11 protein-coding genes are annotated in these 12881 nt (G+C 60.8%); 4 read left to right on the top strand and 7 right to left on the bottom strand.

Annotated elements, in window-relative coordinates; all coding sequences use genetic code 11:
• Nucleotides 1-14: 14 nt before the first annotated feature.
• The 4 genes from QVF59_RS19095 to tkt all read right to left on the bottom strand — a co-directional run bounded on the left by QVF59_RS19095 (nucleotide 15) and on the right by tkt (nucleotide 5512).
• On the bottom strand, nucleotides 15-644 hold the full coding sequence (locus QVF59_RS19095; RefSeq protein WP_287881935.1) for a LysE family translocator: 630 nt from the start codon (nucleotides 642-644) through the stop codon (nucleotides 15-17).
• A 74-nt stretch (nucleotides 645-718) separates the two neighbouring features.
• Nucleotides 719-1894: a phosphoglycerate kinase gene (locus QVF59_RS19090; RefSeq protein WP_287881933.1), complete on the bottom strand. Its 1176-nt coding sequence runs from the start codon at nucleotides 1892-1894 to the stop codon at nucleotides 719-721.
• A gap of 505 nt (nucleotides 1895-2399) precedes the next feature.
• Nucleotides 2400-3413: a type I glyceraldehyde-3-phosphate dehydrogenase gene (gap, locus tag QVF59_RS19085; protein WP_159880443.1), complete on the bottom strand. Its 1014-nt coding sequence runs from the start codon at nucleotides 3411-3413 to the stop codon at nucleotides 2400-2402.
• Nucleotides 3414-3526: 113 nt separating this feature from the next.
• Entirely contained in the window at nucleotides 3527-5512 is a 1986-nt protein-coding gene (gene tkt / locus QVF59_RS19080; RefSeq protein ID WP_287881932.1) for a transketolase, read from the bottom strand.
• A gap of 325 nt (nucleotides 5513-5837) precedes the next feature.
• Between tkt and QVF59_RS19075 the strand changes: the two genes are divergently transcribed.
• The gene (locus QVF59_RS19075; RefSeq protein WP_287881931.1) at nucleotides 5838-6569 is read left to right on the top strand and encodes a BPSS1780 family membrane protein; all 732 of its coding nucleotides are present in this window, start codon (nucleotides 5838-5840) and stop codon (nucleotides 6567-6569) included.
• Nucleotides 6570-6581: 12 nt separating this feature from the next.
• On the opposite strand, the gene QVF59_RS19070 is transcribed toward QVF59_RS19075, so the two are convergent.
• Nucleotides 6582-7052, bottom strand: a complete 471-nt coding sequence (locus QVF59_RS19070) for a GNAT family N-acetyltransferase (protein WP_287881929.1) — start codon at nucleotides 7050-7052, stop codon at nucleotides 6582-6584.
• A 125-nt stretch (nucleotides 7053-7177) separates the two neighbouring features.
• Here QVF59_RS19070 and parC point away from each other — a divergent pair, with 125 nt between their 5' ends.
• From parC to QVF59_RS19055, 3 genes are read left to right on the top strand one after another with little or no spacing between them, the layout of a single operon-like run.
• Nucleotides 7178-9553 (top strand): DNA topoisomerase IV subunit A, encoded by a 2376-nt coding sequence (parC, locus tag QVF59_RS19065; RefSeq protein ID WP_287881927.1) that lies wholly within the window; start codon nucleotides 7178-7180, stop codon nucleotides 9551-9553.
• Entirely contained in the window at nucleotides 9550-11106 is a 1557-nt protein-coding gene (locus QVF59_RS19060; protein ID WP_159880433.1) for a two-component system sensor histidine kinase NtrB, read from the top strand. Before parC ends, QVF59_RS19060 begins: the two co-directional genes overlap by 4 nt.
• A complete protein-coding gene (locus tag QVF59_RS19055) occupies nucleotides 11099-12433 on the top strand; it encodes a sigma-54-dependent transcriptional regulator (RefSeq protein WP_287882177.1) in 1335 nt (444 codons plus the stop codon). The genes QVF59_RS19060 and QVF59_RS19055 overlap by 8 nt, the downstream gene beginning before the upstream one ends.
• On the opposite strand, the gene QVF59_RS19050 is transcribed toward QVF59_RS19055, so the two are convergent.
• Together QVF59_RS19050 and QVF59_RS19045 are read right to left on the bottom strand one after the other, a co-directional pair.
• Nucleotides 12426-12629 carry a hypothetical protein gene (locus QVF59_RS19050; protein WP_287881924.1) on the bottom strand — a complete coding sequence of 68 codons (204 nt, stop codon included), beginning with the start codon at nucleotides 12627-12629 and terminating at the stop codon, nucleotides 12426-12428. The two genes, QVF59_RS19055 and QVF59_RS19050, sit on opposite strands and share 8 nt — an antisense overlap.
• A gap of 37 nt (nucleotides 12630-12666) precedes the next feature.
• Nucleotides 12667-12881: hypothetical protein (locus tag QVF59_RS19045; RefSeq protein ID WP_287881922.1), on the bottom strand; the 215-nt coding region annotated here is incomplete at its 5' end.

The following is a 12881-nucleotide window of genomic DNA, read 5'->3' as shown; positions in this document are numbered from 1 at the left end:
GTGGTGCAAGCCGCCTAGTGGCGGGACACGCCGGACAACAACAGGCCGGCACCGACAAAGGCCCCGCCGGATACCTGGTTCACCAGTTTCAGGCGACGAGCGCTGTTGAGCCAGCCTGCCAGGCGGGCGCCACCACTGGCATAGACAAACTGCCAGGAGGCTTCAATCACGTAAAACGTGGCCGCCAGAATGGCCAGCTGCGGCCCCTGCGGCAGCCGCGCGTCCATGAACTGCGGGAACAGCGCAGTAAAAAAGATGAAGGCCTTGGGATTGCTCATCGACACCAGAAAGCCGGTGCGGAACATCATCCCGGGGGTATGACTCTTGCTGCTATCTTCGGCCACTTCCGTTACCGGTTGCGGCGTGGCACGCCAGGTTCTGATGCCAAGATAGATCAGATAGGCGGCACCGGCGTATTTTACTATGGAAAACAGTTGTTCCGATGTCGCCAGCAAGGCTCCCAGGCCGGCTGCCGAGCCCAGCATGATGATGCCAAGGCCGGTCATCAGCCCCAGGCAGGTCACGGCAGTGCGGCGCACGCCATGGTGAATGCCGTGGGTCATGGCCAGCAGCATGTTGGGGCCGGGCGTGGCGGAAACAAAAAACACGGTGGTAAGAAACAACAACCAAGTATTCAGCGGCATGGCAGTACTCCGGCAAGGGTGGGGAGAATGGCGCATCAGCCGCGCCATTCACTTGCATGTGGTGATGACTGCGATCAGGCGGCGCGTTCGCTCAGAATGGCTACTGCCGGCAGGGTCTTGCCTTCCAGGAACTCCAGGAAAGCGCCACCACCGGTGGAGATATAGCTGATGTCATCGGTGATGCCGTACTTGGCAATCGCCGCCAGGGTGTCGCCACCGCCGGCAATGGAGAAGGCCGGCGACTGGGCGATGGCCTGCGCCAGGGTCTTGGTGCCGTTACCGAACTGGTCGAATTCGAACACACCGACCGGGCCGTTCCATACCACGGTACCGGCCTTGGCGATGATGGCCGCCAGTTCGGCGGCGGAATCGGGGCCGATGTCCAGAATCATGTCGTCAGCGCCTACCTCGGCCACCGGCTTGGTGGTGGCAGCGGCGGTTTCGGCAAATTCGGTGGCGCACACCACGTCGCTGGGCAGCGGTACATCGCCGCCACGGGCGCGGATTTTGGCAATCACCTTCTTGGCTTCCTCTACCAGATCGGCTTCGGCCAGCGATTTGCCGATGTTCTTGCCTTCGGCCAGCAAGAAGGTGTTGGCAATGCCGCCGCCCACGATCAGCTGGTCCACCTTGTCGGCCAGCGATTCCAGAATGGTCAGTTTGGTGGACACCTTGGAACCGGCCACAATGGCCACCAGCGGACGTGCCGGGGCCAGCAGGGCCTTGCCCAGTGCGTCCAGCTCGGCAGCCAGCAGGATGCCGGCACAGGCGGTGGGGGCAAACTGTGCTACCGCGTGGGTGGAGGCTTCGGCGCGGTGCGCGGTGCCAAAGGCATCGTTGACGAATACGTCGCACAGGCTGGCATAAGCCTGGCCCAGCTCGGCATTGTTCTTCTTCTCGCCCTTGTTCAGGCGCACGTTTTCCAGCATCACCACTTCACCGGCAGCCACGTTCAGGCCGGCTTGCCAGTCGGCAACCAGACGTACCGGCTTGCCCAGCAGGGCGGACAGGCGTTCCACCACCGGAGCCAGGCTGTCTTCCGGCTTGGGTTCGCCTTCGGTCGGACGGCCCAGGTGGGTCATCAGGATGACGCCGGCACCGGCGTTCAGGCTGTGTTCGATGGAAGGCAGGCTGGCGCGGATGCGGGTGTCGTCGCCGATCACGCCATTTTTCACCGGCACGTTCATGTCAACACGGATCAGCACGCGTTTGCCGGCCAGGTCCAGCTCGGTCAGTTTGTTGAATTTCATCGGTGGCTCGCTTTTATCTGTTGAATGCGATTGGCGACCGCCTTCGTGGGAGAAGGCCGTACAGCCGTATTCGGGCTTGGCGATAGTGTAAGCGCAATGACATATGACTGGCAGCCTTGTCACTGTGCTGGCTATCGCTGTAGCTACTGTACCGGGCTGTCTGCATGCGCAACAGACAGCAGATCAAGTAGTGTATTTATTACAGCAGTTGGCTCTTGCACCCTGCCCTGCTGGCTGTTAAGCGCCGCTAACAAAAACCCTGCTGCTGCGTTGCGCCTCCTTGCCGTACCCTTGTACTGTCGGCGTCGGCGCGCCTTGCCCCAGGGACGCTACGCTATTTTGTTAGCCGCGCTAAGCCGCAGCCTGGGCGGTTGTGTTTGCCTTGGGGCGCAGTGGCGGGAGCATGGCTCAACCGGCTCACCCGTCAACCCTCTTAACTGCAGGAAAGCAGGCGGACCTGCGTCCCACCTGCTTTCATTTGCTGCTGGCCCCGCAGGGCCACACCTTACTTGGCTTCGAACATGGCGCGAGCGGTTTTCAGCATCTGGTTGCTGAAGCCCCACTCGTTGTCGTACCAGGCCAGTACCTTCACCATGTTGCCGCCGGTCACCTTGGTCAGGGTGGCGTCGAAGGTGGAGGCTTCGGTACTGTGGTTGAAGTCGGAAGAAACCAGCGGCAGGGTGTTGAAGCCCAGCACGCCCTTCATCGGGCCTTCAGAGGCAGCCTGCAGGATTTCGTTGACTTCGTCTTTGGTGGTGTCACGGCCAGACTTGAAGGTCAGGTCAACCAGCGAAACATTGATGGTGGGAACGCGCACGGCGAAGCCATCCAGCTTGCCCTTCAGTTCCGGCAGTACCAGACCCACGGCCTTGGCGGCACCGGTCTTGGTGGGGATCATGTTTTCGGTGGCGGAACGGGCGCGGCGCAGGTCTTTGTGACGCACGTCGGTCAGCACCTGGTCGTTGGTAAAGGCGTGGATGGTGGTCATCAGACCTTTGGTCACGCCAATGGTGTCGTTCAGTGCCTTGGCCACCGGTGCCAGGCAGTTGGTGGTGCAGGATGCGTTGGACACCACGGTCATGGCGCTGGTCAGCACGTCGTGGTTTACGCCGTACACGATGGTGGCGTCAACGTCGTCGCCACCCGGGGCGGAAATCAGCACCTTCTTGGCACCGGCGTCCAGGTGGACCTGGCACTTTTCCTTACTGGTGAAGGCACCGGTACATTCCAGTACCAGGTCTACATTCAGGGCTTTCCACGGCAGTTCAGCCGGGTTGCGGGTGGAGAAGAAGGGAATCTTTTCACCGTTGATCAGCAGGTTTTCTTCATCGTGAGCGATGTCTGCCGGAAAACGACCGTGTACGGTGTCGAACTTGGTCAGGTGGGCGTTGGTGGCCAGATCGCCGGTTGCGTTGACGGCAACAACCTTGAAATCGTTGTGCAGGTTGTATTCGTAAATGGCGCGCAGTACCTGACGGCCAATGCGGCCGTAGCCGTTGATCGCGATGCGAATGGTCATACTATTACTCTCCCGGAAAACTGGTGCCTCCCCGCGTGAGCGGGTCAGAATGGAGACACCATGAAAATAAGGCCACCCCTGCTTTGTTTTTGGATGGGGCGGCCTGTGCTTTTTTATTGAATGATGTTCTTGGTTTTGGCGACGACATTGTCGACGGTGAAGCCGAATTCCTTGAACAGCACGCCGGCCGGTGCGGATTCGCCGAAGTGGGCCATGCCCACCACGTCACCTTCCAGACCGACATACTTGCGCCAGCCGTCCGGTACACCGGCTTCAATGGCCAGACGCGGCAGGCCGGCCGGCAGTACGCTTTGCTGCCAGGCCTTGTCCTGCTGGTCGAACACATTGGTGCAAGGCATGGACACCACGCGCACGGCGATGCCTTCGGCTGCCAGTGCTTCCTGTGCCTTCAGCGCCAGTTCAATTTCCGAACCGGTGGCAATCAGCACGGCACGGGCATCGGCGGCATCGCGCAGCACGTAGCCACCACGGGCGATGTCCTTCACCTGCTGCGCATCACGCTGCACGAAGGGCAGGTTCTGGCGGCTGAGGATCAGGCTGCTCGGGGTGGTTTTCTGTTCGATGGCATGCGCCCAGGCCACCGCAGCTTCGGTGGTGTCGCACGGACGCCAGGTGTGGTGATTCGGGATCAGGCGCAGCGTGGCCACTTGTTCCACCGGTTGGTGGGTGGGGCCGTCTTCGCCCAGGCCGATGGAGTCGTGAGTGAACACGAACACCGGGTTGATCTTCATCAGCGAAGCCATGCGCAGTGCATTGCGGGCGTATTCGCTGAACATCAGGAAGGTACCGCCGTAGGGGCGCAGGCCACCGTGCAGCGTCATGCCGTTCATGATGGCAGCCATGCCGAACTCGCGTACGCCATAGCTGATGTAGTTGCCGTTGCCGGCCGCGTCGATCCACTTGGAACCAGACCAGTTGGTCAGGTTGGAGCCGGTCAGGTCGGCCGAACCGCCGACAAACTCAGGCAGGCTGGGCGAGAAGGCTTCCAGTGCAATCTGGCTGGCCTTGCGGGTGGCCACGGTCTGGGCGGCGTCGACAATCTTGGCGATGGCGGCATCGCGGGCTTCGGCCCAGGCTGCCGGCAGTTCGCCCTGCATGCGGCGTTCGAATTCGGCAGCCAGTTCCGGGTAGGCAGCGCGGTAGGCGTCAAACTGCTTGTTCCATTCGATCTCGGCCAGTGCACCCTTGTCGCGGGCGCTCCAGGCAGCGTAGATGTCGGCCGGAATTTCAAACGGCGCATGAGGCCAGTTCAGCGTTTCGCGGGCGGCGGCAATTTCAGCCGCGCCCAGCGGTGCGCCGTGCACGTCGTGGGTGCCTTGCTTGTTGGGCGAGCCAAAGCCGATGGTGGTCTTGCAGCAGATCAGGGTCGGACGGTCGCCCTTCTTGGCGGTTTCGATGGCCGTGGCGATTTCCACCGGATCGTGGCCGTTGACGTTCTTGATCACCTGCCAACCGTAGGCTTCGAAGCGGGCCGGGGTGTTGTCGGTGAACCAGCCTTCAACATGACCGTCGATGGAGATGCCGTTGTCGTCCCAGAAGGCGATCAGCTTGTTCAGGCCCCAGGTACCGGCCAGCGAGCAGGCTTCGTGGCTGATGCCTTCCATCAGGCAACCGTCACCCAGGAATACCCAGGTATTGTGGTCGACTACGGTATGGCCGTCGCGGTTGAACTGGGCGGCCAGCATTTTTTCGGCCAGCGCCATGCCCACCGCATTGGTGATGCCCTGGCCTAGCGGGCCGGTGGTGGTTTCCACGCCCGGTGCATAACCGTATTCCGGGTGGCCCGGGGTTTTGGAGTGCAGCTGACGGAAGTTTTTGAGGTCGTCGATGGACAGATCGTAGCCGGTGAGGTGCAGCAGGCTGTAGATGAGCATGGAGCCGTGCCCGTTGGAGAGCACGAAGCGGTCACGGTTGGACCAGGAAGGATTGGCAGGGTTGTGCTTCAAGTGATCGCGCCACAGTACTTCGGCGATATCAGCCATGCCCATCGGGGCGCCAGGGTGACCAGATTTGGCCTTCTCCACTGCATCCATAGACAGGAAACGAATGGCGTTGGCTAGCTCGGTTCGGGTGACCATTTCGGGAAAACCTCAAAACTGTAAAGGGGGCGGGACAGACGCGGTACGACAGTCAGCCCGTGGCCCGTGCATGGCACCGGCATGGATTAACCGCCGCGAAATCATGGAATTATCGCTGATTTTGCCGCATTGCGGCAACCTTCACGGCGCAGCTTGTGCGCCGTTTTCATGCATTTTCAATGCTTTGTTGACAGCATTGCTGCATGCAGCCTTAGCTGCCTGGCCGGGGTCGGCTGGCTAACGGGCTTGACCTGCACCCCGCTCTCATGGACAGTCGGCGCAGGATTTTGGGTTTTCACCATGAAACAGCCGTACAGGAGCAAGCATGCAGACTGATTTCCCCGCACGCATCGATGCACGCCAGGTGGGCTATGCACGTGGCTGGCGCTGGATCGTGGAAGCATTTTATCTGGTTAGGCAACAACCGCTGACCTGGATGCTGCTGGCTGGCAGCTATCTGCTGATCCACTTTGCCGTGGCGGCCATACCCATGCTGGGGCCGCCGCTTACCTTTTTCCTGGGACCGGTGTTTGCCGGTGGCTTTGTGTTGGCGGCACAACAGGCGGAGCGCGATACCGAACTGAAGTTGAGCGCGCTGTTTGCCGGTTTCCGTCAGGCTCCCCGCGCCTTGCTCAATGTCGGCATGCTGTATCTGGCCTTGTTGCTGCTGGCGATGATGCTGCTCAGTGCGGCCATGCCCTTGCTGGGCGTCCATGTGATTGCCACGGAGAATGCGCAGAATATGCCCAGGCTGGATGGACCCATCGGCTTGCTCATGTTACTGGGTGCAGCGCTGATGTTTCTGCTCAGCCTGTGCTATTGGTTTGCGCCGGCGCTGGTGGTGCTGAACGGATTGGGGCCGTGGCAGGCGCTGCGTGACAGTTTCCGTGGCGGCTTGGCCAACTGGCAGGCGGTGCTGCTGTCTGCCTTCATGCTGGCCTTGCTGCTGTTTCTTGCCTTGCTGCCGCTGGGGCTGGGCTTGTTGCTGTGGTTCCCAGTGTTGTATGTCACGGCGTATACCGGCTGGAAAGACCTGTTCGCTCCGCGGGCGGATTGAACAGGTTGCAGCTTAGTGGCTGAGTGTGCCGCGCCGCATGTCCACGTGCATGATGCCGCCATCGTCATAGGGCTGCGAAACCGCAACAAAGCCGAAGCGCTCGTACAGTCCGCAGGCAGCCAGCTGGGCCGACAGCATGATGGGTGCTGCGGGCCACAGCTGCAGGCAGTGGTTCACCGCCTCGGCCAGCAGCTGGTTACCCAGGCCCTTGCCACGCAGTGCCGGTTCCAGTACCACCCGGCCGATGGCGCTGGCATCCGGGTATTTTTCACCGGGAGCAATCAGGCGGGCATAGGCCTGCAGTTTGCCGTGACCATCATGTCCTTGCAGGTGGTAGCAATGCAGGTCGACACCGTCGACATCGCCATAGATGGATTGCTGCTCCACCACGAAAACCCGGTCGCGCAACTGCAGCATTTCATACAGCGCAAGCGGGGAAAAACCGTCAAACGGGTGGCATTGCCACTGCAACAGGCTGGCCATAGTAGAATTGCCCTCGAAAATGAATGGCGCAGTGTTCCACCCTGCCCGGCTGATGGCCGGTGTGCAGCGTGGCGGTACTGCAGATGAACAAGCTGAAACCCTATCACACAAGCAAGCCCTGCCCCATGAACAGTAACGATCTCTTTGACGATGCGCCGCCAGTCTCCGGCACGCAGCCGCCCGTGACACCGCCTGCCCCGCCGGCTGATGCACAGACGGGCGACTGGATTCCACTGGACCAGTATGCCGAGCGTGCTTATCTGGAATACGCCATGAGCGTGGTCAAGGGCCGCGCGCTGCCAGAGGTGGCCGATGGCCAGAAGCCGGTGCAGCGCCGCATCCTGTATGCCATGCGCGATATGGGTCTGGCGCATGGTGCCAAGCCGGTCAAATCGGCGCGGGTGGTGGGTGAAATCCTGGGTAAATACCACCCGCACGGCGACAGCTCGGCCTACGAGGCGCTGGTGCGCATGGCGCAGGACTTCACCCTGCGCTATCCACTGATTGATGGCCAAGGTAACTTCGGCAGCCGCGATGGCGACGGTGCCGCCGCCATGCGTTATACCGAGGCGAGGCTGACACCGATTGCCGAGCTGCTGCTGGGCGAAATCGACATGGGCACCGTGGACTTTGTGCCCAATTACGACGGTGCCTTCGAAGAGCCCGCCCTGCTGCCGGCACGGCTGCCAATGGTGCTGCTCAACGGCGCTTCTGGTATTGCCGTGGGCATGGCCACGGAAATCCCGCCACATAACCTCACCGAGGTGGCACGTGGCTGCCTGGCCTTGCTGGCCAATCCGGAACTGACTACCCGCCAGCTGATGGACTTTATCCCCGGCCCGGACTTTCCCGGCGGTGGCCAGATCATCACCCCGTTCGACGATATCCTGGCTGCTTATGAAGGTGGCCGTGGCAGCGTGCGGGTGCGGGCCAAGTGGGAAGTGGAAAAACTGGCGCGTGGCCAGTGGCGCGTCATCGTGTCCGAGCTGCCGCCGGGATCGTCGGCACAGAAAGTACTGGCCGAGATCGAAGAAGCCACCAACCCCAAGCTCAAGGCCGGCAAGAAAGCGCTGACACAAGACCAGCAAAACCTGAAGAGCCTGATGCTGTCGCTGCTGGACCGCGTGCGGGACGAATCGGACAGCCAGTGTCCGGTGCGGCTGGTGTTCGAACCCAAGTCCAGCCGGCAGGACCCGGACGAGTTCATCAACATCCTGCTGGCGCAAACCAGTCTGGAAGGCAATGCCTCGATGAACCTGGTGATGATCGGTCTGGACGGCCGCCCGGCGCAGAAGGGTCTCAAGGCTATTTTGTCCGAGTGGATAGACTTCCGTCGCAGCACCGTCACCCGCCGCCTCAAGTATCGGCTGGGCCAGGTGGAAAAGCGTATTCATATCCTGGAAGGCCGCATGATTGCCTTCATCCATATCGATGAAGTCATCCGCGTCATCCGCGAATCGGACGAACCCAAGCCCGACCTGATGAAAGCCTTCGGCCTGTCCGAAGCACAAGCCGAGGACATTCTGGAAATCCGCCTGCGCCAACTGGCGCGGCTGGAAGGTTTCAGGCTGGAAAAAGAGCTGTCCGAGCTGCGTGAAGAGCGCGAAGGTTTACGCCATGTGCTGGATACGCCGGACGCCCTCACCCGCCTGATCCGCGATGAAATCATGGCCGATACCGCCAAGTATGGCGATCAGCGCCGCACCGAAATCAAGGCCGCCGAACGCGCCGTGCTCACCCAGACCATCGCCGACGAGCCGGTCACCATCATCCTGTCGCAAAAGGGCTGGATCCGCGCCCGCGTCGGCCACAACGTCGATCTGTCGGCACTGGCCTTCAAGGATGGCGACGGTCTACACACCGTGGTGGAAACCCGCACCGTGTGGTCGGTCATCGTGCTGGACAGCAAGGGCCGTGCCTACACCATCGACCCGGCTGATGTGCCGACCGGTCGTGGCGACGGCGTGCCGGTGGCCTCGCTGGTGGATCTACAGGACGGTGCCAAGCCGGCGCAGATGATTTCCGGCAAGGACGATGCCCGCTTCGTGGTGGCCGGTTCTGGCGGTTATGGCTTTGTGGCCAAACTGTCTGACATGTCGGGCCGGGTCAAGGCCGGCAAGGCTTTTCTCACGCTGGACCATGGTGAAAACGTCATCACCCCGGTAGTTGTGGCCAGCAATGCCGATCTGGCGGCCATGCGACTGGTGGCTGCAGCGGATAATGGCCGCCTGCTGGCATTCCCGGCTGGCGAGCTGAAGGAAATGGCCAAGGGCCGTGGCCTGATGCTGATGGCGCTGGATGCTGGCGAAACGCTGACCGCCATTGGCCTGGTCAAGGGCGACAAGGCGCTGCTGGCTACGGTATCGGTGCGCGGCAAGGTAGCTGACGAAAAGCTGGCCCTGGCCGAGTTCGATGCCAAGCGTGGCAAAAAGGGCAAGCTGATGCCGAAGAAGTGGGCAGTATCGGCCATTGGCGACCTGCCGGCGGCTGGCACGCCATGATGCTGGATCGCCCGCTGCCGCTGACCCCGCGCAAGGCCCTGGCCTTCGTCAACGGTTTTCGTGCACTCATGTTGCTGGTGCTGCTGTTCATGTCCCTGCTGCAAGGCTCGGAAGGACAGCCGCTGGTGGGTGGCGGTGGGCGCTTCTATCTGTGGTCCGCGGTATATGGTGGACTGATTGCCTGTTGGTTTGCCCTGCGCAATGGCAAGGCGGGGCATACCCTGCAGCTGTCACTGGCCATTGCCGCCGACATTCTGATGATCGTGCTGCTGATGGGCATGAACGGCGGGGTGAAAAGTGGCTATGGCATGTTGCTGCTGCCCTATCTGGCCGTGGCGGGTTTGCTGTCCTCCGGGCGATTTGCCCTGTTCTATGCATCCATCGCCACCGCCAGCCTGTTTGGCTACGTGGGCTATGAACACTATCGGCATGAAGTACTATTTGGCAGCACCACCGACCTGTTCCAGACCGGCCTGCTGTCGCTGGCCGGTTTTGTCACTTCGGTGGTGACCTACCAACTGGCACGGGTGGCGCGAGAGTCCGAAGAGCTGGCTTCGCGCCGTGGCGGGGAAATTGCCAACCTCAACCGCCTGAACGAACTGGTGCTGCAAAGCCAGCGGGATGCGGTCATCGTGCTGGATGAAACCGGTACCGTCAGGCAGTTCAATGCCCAGGCAGTGCGCTACTTTCCCAATATGCAGCGTGGCATCCTGTTGCCCGAGCTGAGCCCGGTGGTGGAGCGCTGGCGCCTCAACAGCCATTCGCCCATGCCGGTATTTGTCGAGCGCAATGTGCGAGGCCGGCAACTGGCCGGTCGCATGGTGCCCATTCTGGCCGGTGATCTGCGCGGCGTGGTGATGTTCCTGCGCGACATGGCTGACATGGCGGAAGAAGCCAAGCGCATCAAGCTGGCTGCACTGGGTCGGCTTACTGCCAATATCGCCCATGAAATCCGCAACCCGCTGGCAGCCATTTCCCATGCCGGCGACCTGCTGGCCGAGGGGGCGGAGGATCCCGCTACCCAGCGGCTTACTCGCATCGTTCGCGACAACGCCAAGCGCATCAATGGCCTGGTAGAAGAAGTACTGATGCTGGGGCGGCGTGACCGGGTCAAGACCGAAACGATCAAACTGTCACAGTTTCTTGCCGACTTTCTCGATCAGTTCGGCATGGCACAGCCGGAAGCCGCCGGTCGCATACTCCCCATTTTCTACAGCACCGGCAGCGTTTATTTTGACCGCGGCCATCTGGGGCAGATCCTGTCCAACTTGGTGGCCAACGCCTGGCGTCACTCCTCGCACGTCCATGGCGCGGTGCGTATTGAAGTCAGCCAGATTGAAGCGCAAGTGCTCATCCACGTGTTTGACGATGGCCCAGGTATGAGCGAAGACGCCCAGGCCCACCTGTTTGAACCCTTTTTTACCACGGAAAGCAGCGGGACCGGCCTAGGACTGTATATCGCCCGTGAACTGGCTGAAGCCAATGATGCCCGGCTCGACTATATCCCCCCGGGCGGCGTTTTCCGTTTAAGCTGTCATCATGCCTATGAATAAGAACACCCTGCGTGTGCTCGTGGTGGACGACGAGCCGGATATCCGCGAACTGCTCGAACTCACTCTGCTCAAGATGGGGCTGGATGTGGTGACCGCTGGTAATGTCACCGATGCCAAGGCACTGCTGCTGCGCGAACCCTTCAATCTGGTGCTCAGCGATATGCGCATGCCGGATGGAGAAGGGATAGAGGTGGTGGAGTTCATCGCCGAGCAGGCACTGGATATTCCCAGCGCCATCATTACCGCCTATGGCAGTACCGAAAACGCAGTCAAGGCAATGAAAGCCGGTGCCTTTGATTACCTGTCCAAACCCATCAGCCTGGCGCAATTGCGCACGCTGGTGAAATCGGTATTGAAAGTAGAGGGCAATGGCAAGCCGCTGGGCATGGAGCGCCTGGTCGGCGACTCACCCGCCATGCTGGATGTACGCCGCATGATCGAAAAGCTGGCACGTAGCCAGGCGGCGGTCTACATCAGCGGCGAGTCAGGCACCGGCAAGGAACAAGCCGCCCGTCTGGTGCACGAGCAAAGCGCGCGTGCCGAGCGGCCATTCGTCCCGGTCAACTGTGGGGCCATCCCGGAAAACCTGATGGAGAGCGAATTCTTCGGTTACCGCAAAGGTGCATTTACCGGAGCCGACAGTGACCGTGACGGGTTCTTCCAGCAAGCCACCGGTGGCACTCTGTTTCTGGACGAGGTCGCCGATCTGCCCTTGGCCATGCAGGTCAAGTTGTTGCGTGCCATCCAGGAAAAGAAGGTGCGCAAGCTGGGCAGCCCGCAGGAGGAGCCGGTCGATGCGCGCATCATCTGTGCAACCCACAAAGATCTGGCCGCGCTGGTTGAGGCCGGCCAGTTCCGGCAAGACCTCTACTACCGGCTCAACGTATTGCCGCTGCGCATGCCACCGCTGCGCGAGCTGCGCGATGACATTCCCCGTTTCATCGGCGCGCTGCTGGACCGTTTCGCCACCCCGGAGAGCCGTCCACGCCTCACGCCGGATGCAGTCAAGGCCATGCTGTCCTATAACTACCCGGGCAATTTCCGCGAACTGGAAAACATCCTTGAGCGTGCCATCGCGCTGGCCGGAGACGACAAGGTCGATGTCGCCGACTTGCAGCTCACCCCCTGTCAGGCCCTGGATGACCTGGAAAGCAGTATTGGCTACGCCGGTAGTGAACCGCTGCAGATGTTTCTAGACCGGGTGGAGCGTGAAGCCATACTCAAGGCGCTGGATGTCACCCGCTTCAACCGTACTCAGGCAGCCAAACTGCTAGGCCTTACTTTCCGCTCCATGCGTTACCGCATGGACAGACTGGGGATCAAATGACAGCAATAAAATCATCTATATAAAGAGACAGATTAGTAGAGACAGATAAGATATTGGCAAAAAGCCCGGCCCAGCCGGGCTTTTTGCTGCCGGTGGCAGTGCGCTGACCAGCTTTTTGCGCCAGTTTCCCCCGTTGATCAGTAGCAGGCTGGACTGCGGTGCGCCGCCGCCTGTGCACCCGCAGCAAAATAGTCATGAAACCCGTATTTCATAAAGTATTACCGTTCAGTGACTTAGCGCGCAGTGGGACGGAATTTCAGCAAATCGTGCAGATTTCTTCGCACAAAGTGTTGACGAGGGTGGGGTGTGGCGGTATAGTTCGCCTCCTCAGCAGACAACGCAGCGACGGAAACGAAACGCAGCGACCTGCACCGCTCTTTAAAAAACAGAATAACCGATAGGTGTGAGTGCTTGGCGAAAGCCAAATACTTGCACTGCAAGACAAGAA

Source organism: Aquitalea sp. (assembly GCF_030150775.1).
Lineage (GTDB): Bacteria > Pseudomonadota > Gammaproteobacteria > Burkholderiales > Chromobacteriaceae > Aquitalea > Aquitalea denitrificans.
Note: the sequence above shows the minus strand (reverse complement) of the source record. Positions and strands in the feature narration are given on the sequence as shown.